Origin of the sequence: Cypionkella sp., assembly GCF_028290025.1 — a bacterium.
Lineage (GTDB): Bacteria > Pseudomonadota > Alphaproteobacteria > Rhodobacterales > Rhodobacteraceae > Cypionkella.
Map to the genome: position 1 here is coordinate 26,977 of NZ_JAQGKQ010000095.1, position 22,187 is coordinate 49,163.

The window sequence follows — 22,187 nt, forward strand, 5'->3', positions numbered from 1 at the left end:
GGGTTACGCCCGCCCCAGTTTCAACATCCGCGCTTCCCGCAACCGGGCGAAATCGTCGCCTGCGTGATAGCTCGACCGGGTCAATGGCGTCGCCGACACCATCAAAAACCCCTTGCCGAACGCGGTTTGCTCATAGCTTTTGAACTCATCCGGCGTCACGAACCGATCTACCCGGTGGTGCTTCGGCGTCGGTTGCAAATACTGACCGATGGTGAGGAAATCGACGTCGGCCGCGCGCATGTCATCCATCACCTGATGCACACCTTGGCGGTCTTCACCCAAGCCCACCATGATGCCAGATTTGGTGAACAAAGTCGGATCTAGTTCTTTGACCTTTTGCAGCAGCCGCAACGAATGGAAATAGCGCGCGCCGGGGCGGACGGTCGGATAGAGGCCGGGGACGGTTTCAAGGTTGTGGTTGAACACATCCGGGCGGGCCTCAACGACTTTTTCCAAGGCTGAGGGCGGGCATTTCAGAAAATCTGGCGTGAGGATCTCAATCGTGGTGCCCGGCGCGCGGTGGCGGATGGCTCGAATGGTCTGGGCGAAATGTTCGGCCCCGCCATCGGTCAGATCGTCGCGGTCAACCGATGTGATCACCACATGGTTCAGGCCGAGTTCGGCTACGGCATGGGCGACGCGCCCCGGCTCAAACGCATCAAGGTTGTTCGGCTTGCCGGTGGCGATGTTGCAGAACGAGCAACCCCGTGTGCAAATTTCGCCCATGATCATCATGGTGGCGTGGCCTTGGCTCCAACACTCGCCAACGTTCGGGCAGCCGGCTTCTTCGCAGACGGTGACCAGCTTTTTCTCACGCAGGATATCACGGGTGCGCTTGTAACCTTCCGAGGTTGGCGCGCGAACCCTGATCCAATCTGGCTTTTTCGGCTGCACATTGTCAGGCTTATGCGCCTTTTCGGGGTGGCGTTGGTCCGGCAACTTGAGATCGCGCAACGGTTTTTCCCCCTGAAACGGAACTGACTTCACAAATAGTCTGCTAAGCAAGCCTTGGCAACGCCGTTCGCGCCGTAGCTGTATGTGCAAATAACAAGAGTAAGGGGCATAAAATGACAAAAATAATGTTTGCGGAAGCGTTGGGGACGGCAATTTTGGTGCTGTTCGGCTGTGGTGCAGCGGTGATCGGCGGCGCTGATATTGGCTTTACCGGGATTTCGCTGGCGTTTGGTCTGGCGATTGTGGCGGCGGCTTATGGAATTGGCGCAATCTCGGGCGCGCATTTGAACCCGGCGGTGAGTTTGGGGATGCTCGCGGCAGGCCGGATGACACCAATCCAGTTCGTGCGCCATGCGGCAGCGCAAATTGTTGGTGCGATTGTCGGCGCAGGCGTGTTGTATCTGATCGCCACCGGCAAAGCGAGCTTTGTGATGGGTGAATGGGCATTGGGATCAAATGGTTACGGGCCGGTTATCTCGGCGAATACAACGCCACCTCGGCGCTGGTGTTTGAGTTTGTGATGACATTCATCTTCGTGACCGTGATCCTGGGTGCAACCGGAACCGGCTCGACTGCGGGGTTTGCGGGCTTGGCGATTGGTCTGACGCTGGCAGGCATCCACTTGGTCGGCATCAATGTGACCGGCGTTTCTGTGAACCCGGCGCGCTCTATCGGGCCTGCGTTGTTTGCGGGCGGTGCGGCGCTGTCGCAACTTTGGCTGTTCATCGTTGCACCATTGGCAGGTGGTGCAGCGGCAGGGCTGGTTCATAAAGCGGGCTTCACGCGCGCCTGATCGGATCGGCTTTGACGATCGCGGGCGGCGGGAAACCGTCGCCCGTTGTCGTTTTAGGGTTTGGTTTGCCGAAATGCCCTAGCCAATCAGCGGCCCTGACCTGCCGTAAGTCTCATCCAGATGCTTGCGCAGACGTTGAAGTGCGATGCGCAACACCACTTTGCCCGATCGCGCCGCCCAACCCAGACGCTGCTCAGCCGTCTCGATCCCCTCCAGAAAGCAACACACTCGCAGCGCCACATCGCCAAGCCCCGGCCCAAGATCGCGCAGCGCCCCCGCCACCCGATCACGCGCGGCCCTCGGCCCATCGGCGATGCCAGCCTCGGTGCGGAAGTTGCCGCGATCAGCGCCGGTCAAAAACCGCTCCCAATTTTGCGCCACCCGTGGGCCCATCTGTGCCAGTTCAAAATCTTCACGCAAACGCTCGGCTGCGGCGACCAGATTGGGTTCGAGATAAAGTTTGCCATCCTTGTCGCGCCTGCGCCCCAGCACCGTGACCGGGCTTTCTGCAAGGTTGTAGCGGATGCGGCGAGGCCCGGAATTAGGGCCCGCATCATCGCCAGCGGCGGCCGCGCCCGCGTCCCAGTCGCGGGGCTGGCCACCAAACGCCGCTTGCGCCTCGGCAAAGCCAACCGCGCGGGCATCTTCATCGACCATCCGCCTTAACGCCGCCCGCCCGGAGCTGCTGATTTCATAAGTCGCAACCCGTCCCGGTTTGCGGCAAGTGATCCAGTCTTTCAGCGCAAACGCTTGGGCAATGCTGCGTTCCACCACCGCCGTTCGGGCGGTATGGCCATCGGGAAATTCCCGCATCACCACGGCTTTTTCCATATCCGGCGCGAAGGCCAGCACGGCGCCGGGTTCCACCAGACGGCGAAGGATGCGTTTGCCTTCGGCGAGAATTGTCGCCTCATCAGCAACTATATTATGCGGGCTTACAGGCGCAGACATCGGGCAATCATCCTTGTTGATAGCGGGTAAGTGCAGCAATTTGCCAAGCGTCAGGGCAACCAGCGCCGCATCCAGCAAAGGATCGTCGCACCGCGCGCATCACGGTAGAGGCATGTCGCCCCTCTCGCCTCGCAAGTGCGCGATATGATTGGCCGTCTTCTGTGTGGTCCAGATAGAGCCGCACCGCATCGGGCAGCCAGCCTGGCAGAGTTGGCGGCGGTGTCAGCTTTGTTTGCATGGTGACATGTCGCGCCGCTGCCTCTGTAAGTTCAGTTCTTTCCGAAATGTTAACAACCGTGGGTGGCATTGATTACCCAAACGTTAATTTCTGCGTCACTGCCGATAATTGTTTACGAATCTTAAACAATCACGAAATCTCCCGCGCGCTGCAACTCGGGTTTGCGCAACGCCCAGTTGCGGCGTGTTATGCAGATGCCATCCCTTATGGAGGCTTCTCGAATGACCGATTTCCGCGCCCTGCTGGCAACCCTGCGCCGACCGCGTTTGCTGATCCGTGCGGCGCGTTGTGGCATGGTAGATTACCGCCGCGACCGAGATCTGAAGCGCTTGGTGGAAAGCACACCGTCGCCTGAACGTGCGGTGACGCAGTTGTTGGCCGAGGAGGAACGGCTGGAGCATGTTCGCCGCAGCGGTGAAGCCAGCTATTCGGTATCGCGCCATATTGCGGTGATGATCGCGTTGATGTCCGAAGTTCGGCTGCTGCCGCGCAGCCCTAAAGCCATCTGAGCAGGCGTCTTAATGCAAAAGGCCCGCATCGCTGCGGGCCTTTCTTGATGCCGTCAATCGAACTATCCGATCACATGAATGCGTCGGGCATTGAGGCTTTTTTCTGCGCTACAAACGCGTCAATGCTTTCGCGCACGCCGTCATCAATCGCAGGCGCTACATAATCGCCGAGCATCTTCTTCACCCGTTCCGCAGCCAAAGTCTGCGTATCACGCGCGCCTTCTTCGGCCCAAGTTTCAAACGGCTTGTAATCAAACAAGTCGGAACGCCAGAACGCGGTTTTGAAATTGGCTTGGGTATGCTCGCAGCCGAGATAGTGACCGCCCGGCCCCACTTCGCGGATCGCATCCATCGCCTGCCCGTTGGTATCCATCATCACGCCCTGCGCCAGATGGTGCAGCGTGCCGAGTTGATCGGCGTCCATCACAAACTTCTCGTAAGAGCTGACCAGACCGCCCTCCAACCAACCACAAGCGTGCAGCATAAAGTTAACGCCGGCCAGCAACGCCATGTTCAGCGAGTTCGCGGTTTCATAAGCCGCCTGCGCATCGGGCAGTTTCGATCCACAGAACGAGCCGCCCGAACGGTAAGGCAGGTTTAAGCGGCGCACCAACTGGCCGACGCCATAGGTGATGTGAGCCGCTTCCGGGGTGCCAAAGGTCGGCGCGCCCGAATTCATGTCAATCGAGGTTACAAACGCCCCCGCGATCACCGGCGAACCGGGGCGCACGAGTTGAGAATACGACACGCCCGCCAGAATTTCCGCCAACACCTGCGTCAACGTGCCTGCAACCGTCACCGGAGCCATAGCCCCGCCAACGATGAACGGTGAGACGATCGAGGCTTGGTTATTCTGCGCGTAAACCTCCAACGCCCCCATCATGATGCCGTCAAACGTCATCGGTGAGTTGATGTTGATCAGCGAAGTCATCACGGTGTTGTTGGCGACAAAATCCGCGCCGAACAACAGCTTAGACATATCGACCGAATCCTGTGCCCGCGAAGGCTCGGTCACGGAACCCATATAAGGCTTGTCCGACAGCACCATATGCGCGCGCAACATATCAAGGTGACGCTTGTTCACCGGAACATCGGTCGGCTCACAAACCGTGCCACCCGAGTGGTGCAGCCACTTCGACATATAGCCCAGCTTCACGAATTTCTGGAAATCGTCGAGCGTCGCATAGCGCCGCCCGCCTTCAATATCGCGCACAAATGGAGGGCCATAGACCGGCGCCAGCACCAGATTGCGGCCACCAACTTCGACGTTGCGCTCGGGGTTGCGCGCGTATTGGGTGAAGGTTTTCGGCGCGGTTGCGCACAATTTGCGCGCCAAACCACGCGGAATATGCACCCGTTCGCCGCGCACATCGGCACCGGCTTCGCGCCAACGCACCAACGCCGCTTCATTTTCAACAAAGTTAACGCCGATCTCCTCCAGCACGGTTTCCGCGTTGTATTCGATGATCTGCAAGGCTTCTTCGTTGAGGATTTCAAAGTTCGGAATGTTGCGCTGGATGTATTTCGCGGTCTCAAACGACACCGCAGTGCGCTCTGCCCGACGGGTCGCCCCACCACCGCCACGCGCCCGCCGAACGCCCGCTTCTGCCATATCGCTCATCGCAATCTCCATCCTCAGCCGCCCGGGGCAGCACTGTTTTGTTGCTGTTATGCCGTGAACACGGCCACCCCCGCCCCCCGAATACGCCGCATACGCGCTAAAACCGACATGATCCCATCCCGATAGCGACTTAAGGTCATCCTCTCTGCTCAAATATCCTCAAGGGGGTGAGGCGGCACGCCGAGGGGGACGGAACGTCACCCTTTCTCCCGCAGCCACACAAAAATCCCCTACAGCGATCTTGCGATTCCCCGCGCGGGCGGCTACCCGAGGCTATGACACAACATGATCGCCTTCTCATCATCGACTTCGGCTCTCAGGTCACGCAGCTGATTGCGCGCCGCCTGCGCGAGTTGAACGTTTATTGCGAAATCCATCCCTATAATAAGGTGGATGATGCGTTCCTGCAAAGCTTCGCGCCGAAAGCGGTGATCCTGTCAGGTGGCCCGGATTCGGTGACACGTGAGGGCAGCCCCTGCGCGCCAGAGGCTTTGTGGTCGTTCGGCGTGCCGGTGTTGGGCATCTGTTATGGTCAACAAACCATGATGCAGCAACTCGGCGGTTTGGTCGAAAACGGCCACGGCACCGCGGAATTTGGCCGCGCGTTCGTGACGCCTTCGACCGAAAGCCTCTCGATCCTCGACGGTTGGTTTGCCGATGGTCGCGAACAGGTTTGGATGAGCCACGGCGATCATGTCTCCAAAATCGCCCCCGGTTTTCAGGTTTACGGCACCTCGCCGAACGCCCCGTTTGCCGTGACCGCCGACCCTACCCGACATTTCTACGCCGTGCAGTTCCACCCCGAGGTGCATCACACCCCAAAAGGCGCGAAGCTTTACGAGAATTTCGTGAAGCTGGCGGGCTTTACTGGCGATTGGACGATGGGGCTTTACCGCGAGCAAGCCATCGCCGCGATCCGCGCGCAAGTCGGCGATAAAAAGGTGATCTGCGCGCTTTCGGGCGGCGTCGATAGCTCTGTCACCGCGATTTTGATCCATGAGGCGATTGGCGATCAACTGACCTGCGTGTTCGTCGACCACGGTCTTTTGCGGCTGGGTGAGGCCGAACAAGTCGTTGAAATGTTTCGCGATCATTACAATCTGAACCTGATCCATGCCGACGAATCCGAGTTGTTTTTGGGTAAGTTGCAGGGCGTCTCCGACCCCGAAACCAAGCGCAAAATCATCGGTGGTTTGTTTATCGACGTGTTCCAGAAATACGCCAATGGCATCGAGGGCGCAGAGTTCCTCGCCCAAGGCACGCTTTATCCTGACGTGATCGAGTCGGTTAGCTTCTCCGGTGGCCCATCTGTCACGATCAAATCGCACCACAATGTCGGCGGTTTGCCTGCAAAAATGGGGTTGAAACTGGTCGAACCTTTGCGCGAGTTGTTCAAAGATGAGGTCCGCGCTTTGGGTCGCGAGTTGGGCCTGCCCGCCAGTTTCATTGGTCGCCATCCCTTCCCCGGCCCCGGCCTTGCGATCCGCTGTCCCGGTGAAATCACTGTCGAAAAGCTGGATATTCTGCGCCAAGCCGATGCGGTCTATATCGACCAGATCCGCAAGCACGGGCTTTACGATGAGATCTGGCAAGCCTTTGCGGCCATCCTGCCGATGAAAACCGTGGGCGTGATGGGCGACGGGCGCACCTATGACTACGCTTTGGCCCTGCGCGCGGTCACATCAGTCGATGGCATGACCGCTGACACCTACCCGTTCAGCCATGATTTCCTTGGTGAGACGATGACCCGCATCATCAACGAGGTCAAAGGCGTCAACCGCGTGTTCTATGACATCACCTCGAAGCCACCCGGCACGATTGAACTCGAATGATCCGACTGCGCGGCCATTTGATCTGCGCGACGACGGAAGAAGCGGCGGCGGTGCAGACGCATGTAGCACTGCATACCGAACTAAGCCGCGCTGAGCCGGGGTGTTTGTCATTTGAGGTGACGCGCACCGACGATCCGATGATGTGGGAAGTGATGGAAAGTTTTCGCACGCAGGACGATTTTAACGCGCATCAAACCCGTACGCGGGCCTCGAAATGGTTTGAAGCGACGCGGGGAATTTTGCGAGATTTCCGGGTGGAAGACCTCAGAGATTAGATGAGCAAGGGGCGCTAACTGCGCCCCTTGCATCATTTATCCTTACACGAACTTACCGTGACCAGCGATCTTTTCCAGCGCAAAGCGGTCGCTGGGAACCTCACGCGCCTGCAAAACTTCCGGCAGCTTTTCGATGTCACCATGCTCGCCAACCGCAACAATCGCATGTAGTTGATAGCCTTCGGGCAAGTTCAGGTTGGCGGCTAGCACGCTTGCATCATAACCAGCCATCGCATGTGCCACTAAACCAGCATGATGGGCTTGCAACGCGAGGTATCCCCAAGCCGCGCCTGTATCGAAAACGTGCGTCGGAACAAACACTTCCGCGCCATCTTTTGTGACGGTGGAACGAGATGCCACAACGATCAAAGCCGCGGCTTTTTCAGCCCACGAGCGGTTGAACGGCACCAAGCTGTCAGCGATTTTGGTAAACGCGTCATCGCCGCGCAAGCCGTAAGCAAAGCGCCAAGGCTGGTTGTTGCTGGATGACGGTGCCCAGCGTGCGGCCTCAAGCAGGGCCAGAACTTCACGCTCGGTCAGTGACTTGGCGGTAAATCCGCGAGGTGAAAACCGCGAGGTGAACTGTGCGTGGATCGGATGATCAGCGGTGCGGGTATTTTTGATAGCGGTGTGGGCGGTCATAGCGATTCCAATTTACCATTTGAGTACATCTTGAGCTCCGCTCAGAGCTAACCCGTATCAGCGCCGCGACAAGGTCGTTCAGCGCATAGCTGATGCGCGCAAATGCACTCAACTCCGCCTCTGGCAAAGCCGCGCAGATGACGTTAAGCGTTGCGGCATGGCCGCTGTCTCGCAAAACTTTCTGTTCCGTCACCGCGATTTCGGCCTGTTTTGGGCCGGTATGGCACTTGTCAACATAGCCGCGCAGATTGAGGCGGTGACGATCGGCTGGCAGATTTATTCGCTTGGCCGTGCCACGATGACCATTGCAGAAAGCGCGTTTCTGGTCGGCATGGTGGGCCTTTGCCAATTCCTGCCGCTGTTTGTGCTGACGTTATGGGCCGGGTCGCTGGCTGACCGTTATTCGCGCCGCACGATTGTGATGTTGGCACTATTGTCCGAAACCGTTGGAGTGTTCGGCCTTGTGGCGCTGGCTTTGCATCCCGAACCCGGCTTTACCGCAATCTTCGCCATCGCGGCCTTGTTCGGGGCATCGCGCGCCTTCCTGTCGCCCGCAGCATCCGCCTTGGTGCCAATGTTGGTGCCGAAATCCGACATGCCACAGGCTATCTCGTTGAAATCGCTAAGCTGGCAGGGTGCTGTGATCATTGGGCCGTGGCTGGGTGGGATGCTCTGCGCGGTCTCAACCGCTGCAGCTTACGCTACAACGGCGGCGCTATATCTGGCGGGTGTGGTGATTATTTTGCTTATGCGCGCCAATACCACACCCGAGCGGCAACCGGGTGGTCAGTGGGAGCAGATCAAAGAAGGGCTCGCCTATACCTTTCACAACAAGATCGTGTTCGGCGCGATCTCGCTCGATCTGTTCGCGGTGCTTTTGGGCGGAGCCACGGCGCTGCTGCCCGCTTTTGCTAGCGATATCCTGCATGTAGGGCCGCAAGGCTTTGGCATTTTGCGCTCTGGTCCGGCGATTGGAGCGGTGTTGGTGGCGCTGGCTTTGGCGCGTTGGCCGCTGAAGCGTCGCGCTGGCATCAGGATGTTTTGGGCGGTTGGCGCTTTTGGGCTGGCGACTGTAGTGTTCGGGCTGTCGAAAAATATGTATCTGTCGGTCGCGGCGCTCGCGGTGTTGGGTGCTATGGATATGATCTCGGTCTATGTCAGGCAAACCTTGGTGCAGATCGTTACGCCAGATCATATGCGCGGCCGGGTGTCGTCGGTGTCGGGCTTGTTTATCTCAGGCTCCAACGAATTGGGCGAGTTCGAATCCGGCGTCGTCTCGCGCTTCCTCGGCCCGGTGGGTGCTGCGGTATTCGGCGGCATTGGCACGATGATCGTCACCGGCACTTGGGCATGGATGTTCCCTGCCCTGCGCAAAGCTGACCGTCTGGACGGTGCCGAGCCGGATGTTGAGACAATCCCGCCGCATTCGATGACAAGTCAGGTCAGCGGATGACCGGCCCGAAAGCGCCGCTGTCGCCTGCCTTGCGCGCCGCACTTTGGATGATCGGCTCCATTCTGGCGTTCTCGGCGATGGCGATTGCCGCCAAGCAGATCGGTCCGCGCCACGATACGTTTGAGATTATGACCGCGCGCTCGGCGGTGGGCTTCATGCTGGTGCTGGTGCTCGCCACCGCCACCGGCAAGCTGCAGGAGATCAATGCGCGCAATCTTGGCGGCCATGCTTTGCGCAATATCATTCATTTCACCGGGCAAAACCTGTGGTTCTGGGCGCTGACGATGATCCCATTGGCGCAACTGTTCGCCATCGAGTTCACCTCACCCTTGTGGGTGGTGTTGCTCGCGGCGCTGCTATTGGGCGAGAAGTTAACTAATATGCGGCTGTTCGCTGCGGGTTTAGGCTTTGCGGGCGTGCTGATCGTGGCGCATCCCGATCCCGGCCATCTCAATATCGGAGTTCTGGCTGCGGCTGCCGCGGCGCTATGTTTTGCCACCACAAGTGTAGTCACGAAAAAGCTGACGGCAGGCATTTCGATTCTGTGCATCCTGTTCTGGCTGACGCTGATGCAGTTCTTCTTCGGCCTTGCTGCGGCGCTTGTGGACGGCGTGTTCCACCTGCCGACTGCGGCCACTTTGCCATGGCTCTGCGTGATCGGCCTTGCAGGCGTAACCGCGCATTATTGTGTCACTGCGGCGCTAAAATTGGCCCCTGCCTCTTACGTGATGCCGCTGGATTTCCTGCGCTTGCCGCTGATTGCCGTGGTGGGCGCGCTGGTCTACTCCGAGCCGTTAGACCCATATGTAATCATCGGCGCTTGCGTTATTTTCGCCGGGATCTGGCTGAATATTCGCGCCGAGATCAAACGCTCCGGTCAAACCAGCAATCAACCACAGGGATAAAGGCCGAAAGGCAACACTCCTTTGATCACCAGCAATGACGCGGCGTCATTGATTGACCGATCTGCAAGCTTCCGCTTAGCGTGGCTCATCACCGCATGAACGCATAACCCACGGGGAAGACGGGGAAGTGCCAAAGTGCAGCATCGCTTTCGGGGAGGACACCATGAAGCACATCATCACCGCAGTTGGCGCTTTGGCCATGACAACGACGCTGGCGCAAGCGGGGGGCGTTGACCGTTCGGGGCAAAGCGTCGCTTCAATCTTTGAGAGCGGCAATTATGTCGAGTTCAGTTTTGGTCGGGTGTCGCCGGATGTATCGGGCACCTCTTCGGCAAATCTGGGGCCATTTGGCGGGTTTTCCTCGGGTGATATGGCGCGCGGTTACAATCAAATCGGCATGGCGGTCAAAACCAAGCTGAACGACCATTGGGATCTTGGGGTGATTTTCGATCAGCCGTTCGGCGCGAAGGTTGATTATCCGTCTGGCACCAATTACTTCGCACAAGGCTCGACGGCAGAGCTGAATGCATCGGCGCTGACCACGGTGCTGAAGTATCGAACCGACAACAACATCAGCATTTTCGGCGGTCTGCGCTATGAGTTGATGGATGCCAAAGCCTCGGTGCCGTTCGTCGCGGGTTATGTCGTGGACTCGGATCAGTCGAGCGGGCTGGGCTATCTGGTGGGTGTGGCATACGAGAAACCAGAGATCGCGCTGCGGGTGGCGCTGACTTATAACTCTAAAATATCGCATGATTTCAACACCGTAGAATCCAGTCTGCTGACCGGTGGTTTCGACGTCGATGGCAAAACCACGGTGGACTCGCCGCAAAGTGTCAACCTCGAATTTCAATCGGGTGTCGCGAAGGATACTTTGGTGTTCGGCTCGGTGCGTTGGGTGGATTGGTCAGAGTTTGTGATCGACCCGACAAACTACCCGCCCGCAGACCCGCTGGTGTTTTATAACTCCGATACCGTGACCTATACTCTGGGCGTGGGTCGCCAGTTTAACGAAAACTGGTCCGGCTCGGTGGCGATTGCGTTTGAGGATCAGTCAGGCGGCTTTGCGTCAAACCTCGGGCCGCATGACGGTCGCACCAGCATCACCCTTGGTGCCGCCTATACTACTGCGAACAAGCTGAAAATCTCTGGCGGCGTTTCGTATATCCGCATTGGCGACGCGAAAACCACGCTGGACGATGTCAACGCCGCCTCGGATTTCAGCGACAATTCAGCCGTCGGCGTCGGTATGCGGATTTCCTACGCGTTCTGATCTTGCGATAACCTCACGGCCTCGCATCCATCGCGGGGCCGTGCTGATTTGCGCCCGCCCGACCTGTTGCACCGCCGCGCCCTGCCCTGTAACAAAGCGCCAGCCATGCCAGCGGAGGGCACGATGATCTACGCTTCAGGACAAGAATTTCGCTCCGCCGCCCAAAAGCGCGTGCTGATGTTTGGCATGTCGGGGCTTGGTAAAACCTACCTCGCCAACATGCTGCGCGATGCGGGCCAGGCGGGTGCTGGCGGCTGGTTTCATTACTCGGTCGATTACCGCATCGGCACCCGCTATATGAACGAGTTCATCGCCGACAATTTCAAGCGTGAGGCGATGAAGGTGCCGCTGCTCCGCGAGTTGCTGATGACGGATTCTGTTTATATCGCGTCTAACATCACGTTCAACAACCTAGCGCCGCTGTCTACCTACCTCGGCAAGCCCGGCGATCCGGGACGCGGCGGCATCGCGTTTGAAGAATATCAACGCCGTCAGGCCCAACACGCGCAGGCTGAAATCTCGGCAATGCTAGACGTGCCGCGCTTTGTGGAGCGTGCTGAGAATATCTATGGATATCATAACTTTATCTGCGATACTTCAGGTTCGATCTGCGAAGTGGTGGACGCCGAAAATCCCGATGATCCGGTGATGAAAGCATTGGCTGACAGTCAGCTTTTGGTCTGGATCAAGGGTTCCGATGCCCATAAAGCCGAACTCGCTCGCCGCTTTGACCGCAGCCCGAAGCCGATGTATTATCGCCCTGGGTTTTTAACCGCACTTTGGGCGGAATACCTCGCGCAAGAGGGTCAATCCGCAAGCGAAGTGGACCCCGACGCATTCCTGCGCTTTGGCTACGCCCGCCTGCTCGATCACCGTCAGCCGCGCTATGCCGCAATGGCGCGCTGGGGCATCACGGTGACCGCCGAAGATGTCACCCAAGTGAAAACCCCAGCCGACTTTGATGACATGATCGCAGCCGCACTTGATCACACGAAGATCGCTCCTTAAGTAACTATTGTATCAGGATAAAACCATGCCGATCACCCTGCCCGCCACCCTGCCTGCCTTCGACGTTCTGCGGAACGAAGGCGTCATGGTGATGTCGCCGGAACGGGCGCAGGCGCAAGAAATCCGGCCGCTGCGCATCGGTTTGCTCAACCTGATGCCAAAGAAAATCCAGACCGAAAACCAATTCGCCCGCCTGATTGGGGCGACCCCGTTGCAAATTGATCTGCAACTGATCCGCATGTCGGAGCATCAAGCGAAAAATACCGCCGCAGCACACATGGAGACGTTTTATCGCCCGTTCCAAGAGGTCAAATCCGAGAAGTTCGACGGGCTGATCATCACCGGTGCGCCGATTGAGCATCTGGCGTTCGAGGATGTCACCTATTGGGACGAACTCTGCGAAGTGATGGACTGGACGCAGACCAACGTGCATTCAACCTTCGGCGTCTGCTGGGGTGGCATGGCGATGATTAACCACTTCCACGGCGTCGCAAAGCATATGCTGGACCATAAGGCGTTCGGCTGCTTCCGACACTTGAATCTCGCCCCCACCTCACCGTTTTTGCGTGGGTTTTCCGACGAATTTGTCATACCCGTGTCGCGCTGGACCGAGATGAAACAACCCGAGATTGACGCGGCATCCGGCCTGCGCACCCTGCTCGGCAGTGATCTGGTTGGCCCCTGTCTGGTCGAAGACCCAGGCCATCGGGCCCTCTATATCTTCAACCATTTTGAGTATGACAGCGACACGCTGAAGCAGGAATACGACCGTGACGTCGCCAATGGCACCCCTATCAACGTGCCGGATAACTACTACCCGAACGACAATCCGGCGCTACCTCCGCTGAACCGCTGGCGCAGCCACGCGCATTTGCTTTACGGCAACTGGATCAACGAAATTTATCAGGGCACGCCTTATGATATGGAAGAAATTGGCCGCTAAGCTGTTGATAACGGCCACTATTCTGGGTGGTATTTCTGCCGTAACTCTGTGGCGCGCCCAAGCCCGCGAAGATGCGATTGCGCTGAAATACCCGGCTGAGGGCCAGTTTCTGACCGTCAATACCGCCCGTGTGCATGTCTATGTCGCAGGCCAAGGCCCCGATCTGATCCTGATCCACGGCGCATCGGGCAATGCCCGGGATATGTCGCTGGCGCTCGCCGCCGATCTCACAAAATCCTACCGCGTTATTGCTTTTGATCGGCCCGGTCTGGGCTGGTCGGACGAAATTGCTGACCAGTCTTTGCGCGGCCAAGCCCTGCATTTATCGGCAGCCGCTGCGCAACTGAACGTGCAAAACCCGATCATTGTCGGCCAAAGTTACGGCGGGTCTGTCGCGCTCGCTTGGGCATTGTTCGCCCCGATCAAACCGCGTGCGCTGGTGCTTATCGCGGCACCGTCGCTGCCTTGGCCGGGCTCGCTGGATCTGGTCTATCAGGTGAGCGCTTCGGTCTTTGGTGCCGCTTTGGTGCCGCCGGTCGCCACGGCCTATGTGCCTGAGTCTTTTGTGACTTCCAGCATAGCCGCGCTCTTCTCTCCCGATCCGGTGCCGCCGGGTTACGCCGACGCAATCGCAGCACCGCTGATTTTGCGCCGTGCCGCCTTGCGCGCCAATTTTGCCCAAGTGAACTCTTTACGCGCTGAAATCGTCGCTCAACAGCCGCTTTACCCGCAACTTACGCTGCCGATTGAGCTTATCCACGGCACCGAAGACGCTATTGTGCCGCTGCATATCCACTCCGAACCATTGTCGGCGCTGTTGCCCGACGCCAATCTGACGGTGGTTGCAGGCACCGGACATATGCTGCATCACAGCCATCGCGCCGAAGTGCTGGCCGTCATTGCACGCGCCGCCGAACGCTCTGGATTGCGCGCAGCCCCGCAATCGCCATAGTGGGGTAAACTCAGACGGAGCATACCATGGACCTGCCCTTTGACGGCGCGATCAGCCGCTATTTCAAAGAAACCGCACCGAAAGACGTGCGCAAAACCATCGAAAAAGCCAGTAAGGATGAAATCTTGTGGAAAGATTACCCTTACCGCGAAGAAATGAAGAAATCAGACTACAAAGCGCAGATGGATGCGCTGCAAGTGCAGCTTGTGCGCATGGCCGCCGACATCAAAGCCACTGGCAAACGCATGGTTGTGGTGTTTGAAGGTCGCGATGCTGCGGGCAAGGGTGGCGCTATCTCCGCCGCGCATCTGAACCTGAACCCGCGCGTCGCGGGCATCGTTGCGCTGCCAAAGCCAACCGAACGTGAGGCTGCTCAATGGTATTTCCAGCGCTACGTCGATTGGTTGCCAGCCGCGGGTGAGATCGCTTTTTTCGACCGCTCGTGGTATAACCGCGGCATTGTCGAGCATGTTTTCGGCTTTTGCACCGCCGAACAACGCGCGAAGTTCTTCCGGCAACTGCCTGAATTTGAACGCATGTTGGTTGATGAGGGTATCATTCTGGTCAAACTTTGGCTAGAGGTCGGCCAAGCCGAGCAACTCAAACGTTTCCTTGATCGAGAACAAGACCCGCTGAAGCAATGGAAGCTTAGCCAGATCGACATTGACGGCCTTGCGAAGTGGGATGAATACACCGCAGCGATCGATGAAACCTTCGCGCAAAGTCATCTCAAACACGCGCCTTGGACGGTTATTCTGTCAGATGACAAGATGCGCACCCGGATCTGCGCTATTCAGAACATCCTGCAAGCCATTGATTACAAGGGCAAAGATGAGAATGTCGTCGGCAAAATCGATGACAAAATCTGTGGCGGTCCGAAGCTGAGGTCGAAGGTGTGAAACGTGGCTACCATCACGGCAATCTGCGGCAAGCCTTGGTTGAAGCAGCACTGGAACTGATTGCCGAGCAAGGCCCAACCGGTTTCACCCTGTCCGAAGCCGCCAAAACCGCCGAAGTCACCCCCGCCGCAGTTTACCGGCATTTCGCTGGCCGCGATGATCTGATCGCCGAGGTCGCGCGCCAAGGCTATGACATTTTCGCCGCCCTGATGGAGTTTGCCTATAACAACGGCCAGCCCACAGCTTTGGCAGCGTTTGAGGCGACGGGCCGCGCCTATCTCGCCTTCGCGCGCAAATATCCCGGCCATTACAAGGCGATGTTCGAGTCTGGCCTTAGTCTGCAAGCGCATCCCGATCTGGCGATTGTGTCGCAAAAAGCCCGCGCGGTGCTGGAGCAAGCCGCCGAGAAACTGTCGCAACATCTGCCCGCTAACAAACGCCCGCCCTCCACGATGTTTTCCGCGCATATCTGGGCGATGAGTCACGGCGTAGTGGAATTATATATGCGCGGCGCGCCGGGTGCAAAAAGCCAGTTTCCGCCCGAGGATTTGCTGGAGGCAGGCATCGGCATTTATCTGCGCGGGCTGGGATTGCTGCGGCCGGACGCCTGACTGCGCATTTGATCTTGCGGAAATACTCCAGCCGGAGGCTTTCGAGCCACCGGCGATGCTTCGCCTTTAGCGGAACAAAACCAACGCGCCGGGTGACCATGCCACCCGTGTCTGCGTGCCGATGTCCAGCACCGGTCGCCCGAATACGTTGCGCATCGACAGCCGCATCGGTTCCGTCGTGCCCTCAAGCCGGATGTCGTAATAGGTCATATCGCCGTAGTAGACGACCTCAACCACCTCGGCACAGCTTTCACGATCTGTGGCTGTCTGGCCGTCAAACAGGATGGTCAGCGTCTCGGGCCTAAAGCCGATTGAGGCGCTAGAGCTGCCCGGAGCCGAGGATACCTGCTCGGCATCCAAGGTCAGCCTGCCGAAACCCTTCGCCTCAACCTCTACCTTGCCGCCCAATTCTGACAGAATATCGGCTGGCAAAAAGTTCATCGTTCCAATAAATTCAGCTACTTTCCGACTGTTCGGACGCCTGTACAACGTTTCAGGATCGGCCAGTTGCGCGATCTCGCCCTCAAACATCACAGCAATCCGATCCGACATCACCAAAGCTTCTTCCTGATCATGCGTCACCAGAATAAACGTGATGCCGACTTGGCGTTGCAGCTTGATCAGCTCCATCTGCATCTGTTCGCGCATCTTTTTATCCAGCGCCGACAAAGGTTCATCCAGCAGCAAAACCTTCGGCTTCAGGATCAGCGCCCGCGCCAAGGCCACCCGCTGCCGTTGTCCACCCGACAAAGCATGGGCCGCCCGCGCGCCGTAGCCTTTCAGGCCGACCATCTCCAAAGCCTCCGCCACCGCCTTGGCTTTCTCGTCTTTCGAGCGCGGATCTTTGCGCAAACCAAAGCCGACGTTCTGCTCCACCGTCAAATGCGGAAAAATCGCGTAGCTTTGGAACACCATGTTGGTCGGCCGCACGTTGGCTGGCACATGCGCCATATCCTTGCCGTCAATCATCACCACGCCGGACGAAATCCCCTCAAACCCTGCAATAGTGCGCAAAAGCGTGGTTTTCCCGCAACCCGACGGCCCCAGCAGACTGAAAAACTCACCCGCTTTGATCGTCGCGGTGATGCCGCGCAGGGCATGATAATCGCCATAATATTTATGAACGTCTTTGAACTCGATTATGGTTTGACCGGTTGTCGCGGTTTTTTCGGACGTCACAGGAAGCCTCCAGAATTCTTATACAAGCTGTAAGCATTTGTTATTGTAATCTTTTTTTGAAAATTTTCCGCAATGTTACAGTAGATGCCCTTCGGCTTTTCGAAAAACGCGGCTACTCGTAAGTTCGATAGAATCATCTTGCAACTCATTAATGCAATTGAGTTTTCTGGGCTGGTAAGAATCTTCAATTTTTTTGTGATCCATGAACTTTCTGAGAATTTGAGTTTAGCTAGGGTGCTTGGCATGGCAAGGCTGATTTCGCCTATTGACTTATCCAATGATGGTGAAATCCGCTTGCCCAACATCGGCCCGACCGCCCACCATGTATGGCGTAAGCGACACAATCAAAATGCTTGAACGATACAATGCAAACACGGTTAAACGACCATACCGAACGGCCCAAACCAGCGGCTTAGTCACGGCCCATCAGACGAGCAACAAGTGTTCCGTAAGCAGTTTGGGCAACGTCAAAACACCGTTTGGCGTCTGCCCACTCGATTGCATTTTCCACTTTGTTCGCGTCCTGCAAGCGTCTCTTGGCTGCGTCTCGAATCGATTTTAATAGCACGTATTCGCCTGCCATCGCGGATTCAGGCAATGGATTTGTCATGTGATATTCCCGCCCATAATGTTAAGGCCCATCATGCATTCCGCCATTCAATATTTGACGGTAATAGGCTTCAAATTCCGAATTTAAATCTATTCCATGTTGTTCAAATGTTTCTCTTTTCATGGAATGACTATGCCAAACGTCAACAAGGAACTTGTCAATTTCTCCATCAATGGTTTCATCGTCCGAGAATGGTTGAAGGATAACGCGATTCCGCAACCAATCGTTCAAAATCGCAATTGCTTCATCCGCCATCTAATTTACTCCGCATGTGAGTCTGTCACTTATCATAACAGAATCTGCCATATTCAGCAACAGTGTGACAAAACTACTGTTTCTCCACGTTCTCAGTAGCACAGCAAACCAAAAAACGCACAAATGCGAAAGTTTGGCGGCATAGTGGCGACAGCACTTCGCAAGCCGTTCAAAAACGCCAGCGGAAAAAAAATCCCGTCAACGCTACCAGCGTAAATTGTGACTGAGTTTTCGGTTTCACTTTCAGCGGCCCAACCACTTCTACTACCGAATCAATTGGGTGTAGCTAAATGAAACAATTATAGTTGATCTGAATCTGTTTCATTTGAATAGGAATCATTGTTTTGAAACATATTTTGCGATAGGTCTAAACCTTAATGGAACAGAATGGAGTTTCAATGAAGATTTTCTATCGGCGCGTTTCATCCGCTTCTCAAACATTTGATCGTCAAGACTCCGGTGACTGTGATAAAGTTTTTGAAGAAAAAATATCTGGTTCTCAGGCGACGAACCGACCAGCACTTCAAGAAATGATCAGCTTTAGCCGTGAGGGGGACGAAGTTGTAGTTTTGTCCATTGATCGTCTGGCGCGCGACCTAAGGGACCTACAGGCCATTGTGACTACTCTCACAACTAAAGGGGTCACGGTTTCCTTCCAGATGGAAAAACTGACGTTCTCAAACGCTGCTACTGACCCCCTATCGACCTTACAGTTACAGTTGATGGGTGCTTTTGCAGAATTTGAAAGAGCAATCATCAGAAAACGCCAGCAGGAAGGCATAGCCATTGCGAAATCCAAAGGCGTTTACAAAGGTAGACCACCGACTATCGAGAAGTCGAAAGTTGTAGAACTTCGGCAAAGTGGGATGCAGCCAACGAAAATTGCCCGAGAAATGAAGATTTCCCGAGCATCTGTGTATCGTGCGTTAGGTGAAACGGCTTGACATATGATTATTGTTGCCGATATGTGCCTATGGGCTGGATCGGCGGTCACAAGTACCTGCTTTCAATAGAGGCAAAGCTTCCTCATAAGCCATGATATTTATGTGCTTTGACTTCCAGTGGGCATCAATGCCGTCCCAACCGTTCCCTTTGAAAACATGGCCACATTCAGGGCAGACTTTCGCACTGCCGGTCATTTCCACATTTTTGTCCACTGCATGTCTCGACATCAAATGATCCTTCATTCCGTATATATTACTGATCTTAAACGTTTTTAGTATCTTGCCTTTTAACAAGCCGCAAGATCAACCGCGATCATATCGATCTTCGCGTTTTTGATCGGGTAGAAGCCGCACACGGCAACACGACATGCTGGGTTTGCTCTTCAAACTTACGACCAAGGTACTTGAACATCAATTGCATGCCTTGCAGCATTAATAAAATCTCGATCAGTATCCGAAAGCACGCTGAAAAATTTGGCTATGTTGGCGACCAGATTTTCGACTTCGAATTTTCCATTGCCGTTATCAAGATGTTTGCCAGCCTTAAGCTCCGCTTCGAGCAGTTCTAAGCGGTTTTTTATTTTTTCTCGTATGTCCAAGCGACATTCCCCAACAATTCCATATTTCTTTGTATAATCATTTCCATTTTGTTTCTGGATCGTATTTAAGTGCTGAAACTATTCTGGCACGCGATCGCTGATCTTCCACAGACAATATCCCGGGCGTGATGTACAATAGCTTTATTATTAATTCATCGCTGATGTCAGTTGAGGGTATTTCTTTGCGGATAATTGCTAGTGCCTGAGGATTCATCGAATTAATATTTCCTTTACGATAAATGATTATGCAACCAAAAGGCGGAAATGCCAACTTTCGTGATACATTTTTGAAGAAAACCAACAATATACGAATATTGGCATTTAAGCAAATCGGTTTATTCATCCACGCCATATCTTGCCTGTTTTATCCAGTAAAATCAATCGAATCGAGTTGAGCACGAAATTTAATTCGTGACTTCGGATTTTAAGGAAGAAAATTTCGCATCTTCATCCTTGGTTAAAAATGTAAAATAAATTTACTCCGATGCATTTGCACCCAAAAAATCTTTCTTAAACAGCGTTACGATTGGGGATACCACCAGATCCGTATTGTATTGAAAGAACCGCGCTTGAGTGGTTATGATTTATCCCGGTGCTTATTTTTTGAACCTTGTCACTGTCGTTTACAGTGCGTCAATTTCGGCTAAAATTTTTCTCATGCCTTCAGGCTCGAAATGAGCGTCCCTCATTCTCGCTAATATTAGGTTTCTCAAACCTTCGTAGTCAGTCTTTTGGCACATTTCATCGTTTACAAATTGCCGTAGAACGTCCCTGCCCCGAAAATCGGATTTCCATTTTCCGTTTTGCAGTGTTAACCGCCGATTGGTGCGCGCATTATCCGTCAACGAGTGAATTGCATCGCTAGTTAACTTACTGGCTATGAGGTCTGATATTGTATTCTGGCTTTCGATGACCGCATCAAAAACTTCCGACGGACTGAATTGAATATCGCGTCGGGTTCCAACATTAATCGCCTTCACCATCAACTTACTTACAAAATTTTCGATTTCATGTTGGATAAGTTTTGACATCGTGATTTCAGCACTTTTCTGTAGCCTTTCTAACACGTCAGCATCGGTTAATTTATATGCTCCAGGAACACGCAACTCAATCATAACTTTTCTAATGAAATGCTCCTCTAATAAGTAATTTTCGATGTGGTAACGATCCCAGACAAAAGATTTACCCGGCAACGGTGAAATGGGTCCTTCATCATCGCGATCTGTTATAGAATAGAATTTCGAAGTAACAGAACCGTTCGATCGGGCTTTTTCGAGTAGATCAAGGACTAAGCGAACTTTCGATCTATTGCCGGAAGAAATCAGGTTAAGCCTTTTCGAAAATTCTGGGAAAATCGTGTGAATGAAATGCTCATCGAACTTTGAGTCCCCGCCCCCTTCCAAGATATGCTTTTTGAGTTCGGGGAATAAGCTGCAAGGTCGCCTACTAGATCGAATATCGCGCGATTCAGCTCGCTAGCACCGTGCAGTGGCACCGCTTGCTCCTCCCCATCGTAAAGGCCAGCCCCTTGCATATGATATACGCTGAAATTCTCGTGCCCAACAGATTGGCGCAGGATCGAGTCGGAATGTGTAATAAGCCACAACTGGTGATTAAGTGCTTGCCCGATATGCTTGTGGTAAAAATCCGGAAGCCCTTCGGTAAGTCTAGGGTTGAGATGAAGTTCCGGTTCGTCAAACATTATGATTGAGTTCTTGGGAGATTCATTCTTTAGTCGAAGATATCCGTAAATCAGTTCCTTTTCACCTGAGCTAAGATCGCCTAGATCATGTTTTCCAGCAGCTGTGATCACGTCAAATGTTAATCGTCCGTCGCTTTCTGGTCTAACACCAAGAAATTTTTTGCCGGGAAAAAATTTGTCGAACATTTCTTTTACCGTATCTACTAAACTCATGGACTTATAGTCGACATCGTGCAAAGTCGAAAATTCTTTGGAAATTAAATCCCTGACATAGGCGGAAGCAAGTTCACTTTTTACGTTCCCGTACTTGTTCGCTGAATTATAAAGTGCATGTGTTTGCCGTTGATTTTCATATTGCTCAAGCTGCAAGCTGATTCCGCCAACGTTTTCTCTTCCAAAAGATCTTTGGGGACCGTGATAATCAAACTTGCCTATGTGTGCTGGATCATAAATTGCGAAGATCCGCGACAGTACAATAGAAGGCAAGAGTTCCGTCGTGCCGTCAGCACTGTAAGTGAGGTGACCCGGAATTATTCTTTCGTTTAAATCTTTCAAGAATACTGGAAGTTCATTTTCGACTTCGTTTCTTACCGAATCTCGATGACCTCGCAGATTGTCGGCCATGCTAGCGTCTTCAAAATTCTTCCATTCCAACGCATATTCAGGGACCCGACGCCGGTAGGCCGCAGTCCGCAGTACTGATGCAGCGTTTGCGTGCAACCATGTTCTCTCGCTTTCGGACAATGTTAATTCGGCATAGATCGTCATCGGTTGGCTTTTGTCTTGCAGGATTGCGTTAAGAGAATTATTGCCAATCGAAAGACCGTGCTCACCATACCAACTTTGTATTTCGTTGGCGAAATAGCCGCCATACACAGATTTCCAAAGCTTTAATGCATCAAATATAGACGACTTTCCACATCCATTGGGTCCCGCTATTACCACGGTGTCTGCAAGGTTGTTTAGTTCAATGTGCGTAATGCCTTTAAAGTTTGTAATGATCAGTGTTTCAATTTTCAAAACGTTCCTCCTGGAACAT

At 54.6% G+C, this 22,187-nt stretch carries 23 protein-coding genes and 2 pseudogenes; 14 read left to right on the plus strand and 11 right to left on the minus strand.

The features are described from left to right. Positions 1 to 3: 3 nt before the first annotated feature. Positions 4 to 954, minus strand: a complete 951-nt coding sequence (gene lipA, locus JWS10_RS17160; RefSeq protein WP_299509034.1) for a lipoyl synthase — start codon at positions 952 to 954, stop codon at positions 4 to 6. A 113-nt stretch (positions 955 to 1,067) separates the two neighbouring features. Between lipA and JWS10_RS17165 the strand changes: the two are divergent. After that, a pseudogene (locus JWS10_RS17165) lies at positions 1,068 to 1,747 on the plus strand (aquaporin). Positions 1,748 to 1,825: 78 nt separating this feature from the next. Here the strand turns inward: JWS10_RS17165 and JWS10_RS17170 are convergent. Next, positions 1,826 to 2,936: pseudogene (locus tag JWS10_RS17170) on the minus strand (DUF6456 domain-containing protein). 221 nt (positions 2,937 to 3,157) lie between these two features. Here JWS10_RS17170 and JWS10_RS17175 point away from each other — a divergent pair. Then, positions 3,158 to 3,445: a DUF6477 family protein gene (locus JWS10_RS17175; RefSeq protein WP_299509035.1), complete on the plus strand. Its 288-nt coding sequence runs from the start codon at positions 3,158 to 3,160 to the stop codon at positions 3,443 to 3,445. 70 nt (positions 3,446 to 3,515) lie between these two features. On the opposite strand, the gene JWS10_RS17180 is transcribed toward JWS10_RS17175, so the two are convergent. Next, the gene (locus tag JWS10_RS17180) at positions 3,516 to 5,057 is read right to left on the minus strand and encodes a trimethylamine methyltransferase family protein (RefSeq protein WP_299509063.1); all 1,542 of its coding nucleotides are present in this window, start codon (positions 5,055 to 5,057) and stop codon (positions 3,516 to 3,518) included. 284 nt (positions 5,058 to 5,341) lie between these two features. On the opposite strand from JWS10_RS17180, the gene guaA reads away from it, so the two are divergent. Beyond that, positions 5,342 to 6,898 (plus strand): glutamine-hydrolyzing GMP synthase, encoded by a 1,557-nt coding sequence (gene guaA / locus JWS10_RS17185; RefSeq protein ID WP_299509036.1) that lies wholly within the window; start codon positions 5,342 to 5,344, stop codon positions 6,896 to 6,898. Continuing rightward, positions 6,895 to 7,173: an antibiotic biosynthesis monooxygenase gene (locus JWS10_RS17190; protein WP_299509037.1), complete on the plus strand. Its 279-nt coding sequence runs from the start codon at positions 6,895 to 6,897 to the stop codon at positions 7,171 to 7,173. Before guaA ends, JWS10_RS17190 begins: the two co-directional genes overlap by 4 nt. A gap of 42 nt (positions 7,174 to 7,215) precedes the next feature. On the opposite strand, the gene JWS10_RS17195 is transcribed toward JWS10_RS17190, so the two are convergent. Further along, entirely contained in the window at positions 7,216 to 7,815 is a 600-nt protein-coding gene (locus tag JWS10_RS17195; RefSeq protein ID WP_299509038.1) for a nitroreductase family protein, read from the minus strand. A 157-nt stretch (positions 7,816 to 7,972) separates the two neighbouring features. Here JWS10_RS17195 and JWS10_RS17200 point away from each other — a divergent pair, with 157 nt between their 5' ends. From JWS10_RS17200 to JWS10_RS17235, 8 genes are all read left to right on the plus strand, one after another. Beyond that, positions 7,973 to 9,268, plus strand: coding sequence for an MFS transporter (locus JWS10_RS17200; protein ID WP_299509039.1), 1,296 nt, complete (start codon positions 7,973 to 7,975; stop codon positions 9,266 to 9,268). After that, positions 9,265 to 10,173, plus strand: coding sequence for a DMT family transporter (locus JWS10_RS17205; RefSeq protein WP_299509040.1), 909 nt, complete (start codon positions 9,265 to 9,267; stop codon positions 10,171 to 10,173). The genes JWS10_RS17200 and JWS10_RS17205 overlap by 4 nt, the downstream gene beginning before the upstream one ends. A 163-nt stretch (positions 10,174 to 10,336) precedes the next feature. Next, positions 10,337 to 11,446, plus strand: coding sequence for an outer membrane protein transport protein (locus JWS10_RS17210; protein WP_299509041.1), 1,110 nt, complete (start codon positions 10,337 to 10,339; stop codon positions 11,444 to 11,446). A gap of 123 nt (positions 11,447 to 11,569) precedes the next feature. Next, positions 11,570 to 12,454 (plus strand): ATPase, encoded by an 885-nt coding sequence (locus tag JWS10_RS17215; protein ID WP_299509042.1) that lies wholly within the window; start codon positions 11,570 to 11,572, stop codon positions 12,452 to 12,454. Between the two features lie 25 nt (positions 12,455 to 12,479). Then, positions 12,480 to 13,397 (plus strand): homoserine O-succinyltransferase, encoded by a 918-nt coding sequence (gene metA, locus JWS10_RS17220; RefSeq protein ID WP_299509043.1) that lies wholly within the window; start codon positions 12,480 to 12,482, stop codon positions 13,395 to 13,397. Further along, on the plus strand, positions 13,372 to 14,349 hold the full coding sequence (locus tag JWS10_RS17225) for an alpha/beta hydrolase (protein ID WP_299509044.1): 978 nt from the start codon (positions 13,372 to 13,374) through the stop codon (positions 14,347 to 14,349). Before metA ends, JWS10_RS17225 begins: the two co-directional genes overlap by 26 nt. 26 nt (positions 14,350 to 14,375) lie before the next feature. Further along, positions 14,376 to 15,248 carry a polyphosphate kinase 2 gene (gene ppk2 / locus JWS10_RS17230; RefSeq protein ID WP_299509045.1) on the plus strand — a complete coding sequence of 291 codons (873 nt, stop codon included), beginning with the start codon at positions 14,376 to 14,378 and terminating at the stop codon, positions 15,246 to 15,248. Beyond that, positions 15,245 to 15,859, plus strand: a complete 615-nt coding sequence (locus tag JWS10_RS17235) for a TetR/AcrR family transcriptional regulator (RefSeq protein ID WP_299480395.1) — start codon at positions 15,245 to 15,247, stop codon at positions 15,857 to 15,859. The genes ppk2 and JWS10_RS17235 overlap by 4 nt, the downstream gene beginning before the upstream one ends. A gap of 66 nt (positions 15,860 to 15,925) precedes the next feature. On the opposite strand, the gene JWS10_RS17240 is transcribed toward JWS10_RS17235, so the two are convergent. Beyond that, complete coding sequence (locus JWS10_RS17240; protein WP_299509046.1) at positions 15,926 to 17,038, minus strand: ABC transporter ATP-binding protein; 1,113 nt, start codon at positions 17,036 to 17,038, stop codon at positions 15,926 to 15,928. Between the two features lie 84 nt (positions 17,039 to 17,122). Here JWS10_RS17240 and JWS10_RS17245 point away from each other — a divergent pair, with 84 nt between their 5' ends. Then, on the plus strand, positions 17,123 to 17,395 hold the full coding sequence (locus JWS10_RS17245; protein ID WP_299509047.1) for a hypothetical protein: 273 nt from the start codon (positions 17,123 to 17,125) through the stop codon (positions 17,393 to 17,395). Between the two features lie 55 nt (positions 17,396 to 17,450). On the opposite strand, the gene JWS10_RS17250 is transcribed toward JWS10_RS17245, so the two are convergent. Together JWS10_RS17250 and JWS10_RS17255 are read right to left on the minus strand one after the other, a co-directional pair. Then, positions 17,451 to 17,648 carry a hypothetical protein gene (locus tag JWS10_RS17250; protein ID WP_299509048.1) on the minus strand — a complete coding sequence of 66 codons (198 nt, stop codon included), beginning with the start codon at positions 17,646 to 17,648 and terminating at the stop codon, positions 17,451 to 17,453. A gap of 21 nt (positions 17,649 to 17,669) precedes the next feature. Then, positions 17,670 to 17,903: a hypothetical protein gene (locus tag JWS10_RS17255; RefSeq protein ID WP_299509049.1), complete on the minus strand. Its 234-nt coding sequence runs from the start codon at positions 17,901 to 17,903 to the stop codon at positions 17,670 to 17,672. Between the two features lie 398 nt (positions 17,904 to 18,301). On the opposite strand from JWS10_RS17255, the gene JWS10_RS17260 reads away from it, so the two are divergent. Continuing rightward, positions 18,302 to 18,847, plus strand: coding sequence for a recombinase family protein (locus tag JWS10_RS17260; protein WP_299509050.1), 546 nt, complete (start codon positions 18,302 to 18,304; stop codon positions 18,845 to 18,847). Between the two features lie 389 nt (positions 18,848 to 19,236). Here JWS10_RS17260 and JWS10_RS17265 read toward each other — a convergent pair whose 3' ends face one another. The 4 genes from JWS10_RS17265 to JWS10_RS17280 form a co-directional block, all read right to left on the minus strand. Further along, positions 19,237 to 19,446, minus strand: coding sequence for a hypothetical protein (locus tag JWS10_RS17265; protein ID WP_299509051.1), 210 nt, complete (start codon positions 19,444 to 19,446; stop codon positions 19,237 to 19,239). 37 nt (positions 19,447 to 19,483) lie between these two features. After that, entirely contained in the window at positions 19,484 to 19,789 is a 306-nt protein-coding gene (locus JWS10_RS17270; RefSeq protein WP_299509052.1) for a hypothetical protein, read from the minus strand. A gap of 280 nt (positions 19,790 to 20,069) precedes the next feature. After that, positions 20,070 to 20,849, minus strand: a complete 780-nt coding sequence (locus tag JWS10_RS17275) for a DUF4435 domain-containing protein (RefSeq protein WP_299509053.1) — start codon at positions 20,847 to 20,849, stop codon at positions 20,070 to 20,072. Beyond that, positions 20,768 to 22,168, minus strand: coding sequence for an AAA family ATPase (locus JWS10_RS17280; protein ID WP_299509054.1), 1,401 nt, complete (start codon positions 22,166 to 22,168; stop codon positions 20,768 to 20,770). The genes JWS10_RS17275 and JWS10_RS17280 overlap by 82 nt, the downstream gene beginning before the upstream one ends. Positions 22,169 to 22,187 lie beyond the last annotated feature (19 nt).

What these genes read in the sequence shown, in the direction of transcription:
- guaA (WP_299509036.1), top strand. Translation starts at nt 5,342, where the DNA reads ATGACACAACATGATCGCCTTCTCATCATCGACTTCGGCTCTCAGGTC.
- metA (WP_299509043.1), top strand. Translation starts at nt 12,480, where the DNA reads ATGCCGATCACCCTGCCCGCCACCCTGCCTGCCTTCGACGTTCTGCGG.
- JWS10_RS17270 (WP_299509052.1), bottom strand. Translation starts at nt 19,789, where the DNA reads ATGAATAAACCGATTTGCTTAAATGCCAATATTCGTATATTGTTGGTT.
- JWS10_RS17180 (WP_299509063.1), bottom strand. Translation starts at nt 5,057, where the DNA reads ATGGCAGAAGCGGGCGTTCGGCGGGCGCGTGGCGGTGGTGGGGCGACC.
- JWS10_RS17195 (WP_299509038.1), bottom strand. Translation starts at nt 7,815, where the DNA reads ATGACCGCCCACACCGCTATCAAAAATACCCGCACCGCTGATCATCCG.
- JWS10_RS17250 (WP_299509048.1), bottom strand. Translation starts at nt 17,648, where the DNA reads ATGACAAATCCATTGCCTGAATCCGCGATGGCAGGCGAATACGTGCTA.
- JWS10_RS17245 (WP_299509047.1), top strand. Translation starts at nt 17,123, where the DNA reads ATGCCCTTCGGCTTTTCGAAAAACGCGGCTACTCGTAAGTTCGATAGA.
- JWS10_RS17175 (WP_299509035.1), top strand. Translation starts at nt 3,158, where the DNA reads ATGACCGATTTCCGCGCCCTGCTGGCAACCCTGCGCCGACCGCGTTTG.
- ppk2 (WP_299509045.1), top strand. Translation starts at nt 14,376, where the DNA reads ATGGACCTGCCCTTTGACGGCGCGATCAGCCGCTATTTCAAAGAAACC.
- JWS10_RS17260 (WP_299509050.1), top strand. Translation starts at nt 18,302, where the DNA reads ATGAAGATTTTCTATCGGCGCGTTTCATCCGCTTCTCAAACATTTGAT.
- JWS10_RS17215 (WP_299509042.1), top strand. Translation starts at nt 11,570, where the DNA reads ATGATCTACGCTTCAGGACAAGAATTTCGCTCCGCCGCCCAAAAGCGC.
- JWS10_RS17210 (WP_299509041.1), top strand. Translation starts at nt 10,337, where the DNA reads ATGAAGCACATCATCACCGCAGTTGGCGCTTTGGCCATGACAACGACG.
- JWS10_RS17200 (WP_299509039.1), top strand. Translation starts at nt 7,973, where the DNA reads ATGGCCGCTGTCTCGCAAAACTTTCTGTTCCGTCACCGCGATTTCGGC.
- JWS10_RS17225 (WP_299509044.1), top strand. Translation starts at nt 13,372, where the DNA reads ATGATATGGAAGAAATTGGCCGCTAAGCTGTTGATAACGGCCACTATT.
- JWS10_RS17205 (WP_299509040.1), top strand. Translation starts at nt 9,265, where the DNA reads ATGACCGGCCCGAAAGCGCCGCTGTCGCCTGCCTTGCGCGCCGCACTT.
- JWS10_RS17255 (WP_299509049.1), bottom strand. Translation starts at nt 17,903, where the DNA reads ATGGCGGATGAAGCAATTGCGATTTTGAACGATTGGTTGCGGAATCGC.
- JWS10_RS17190 (WP_299509037.1), top strand. Translation starts at nt 6,895, where the DNA reads ATGATCCGACTGCGCGGCCATTTGATCTGCGCGACGACGGAAGAAGCG.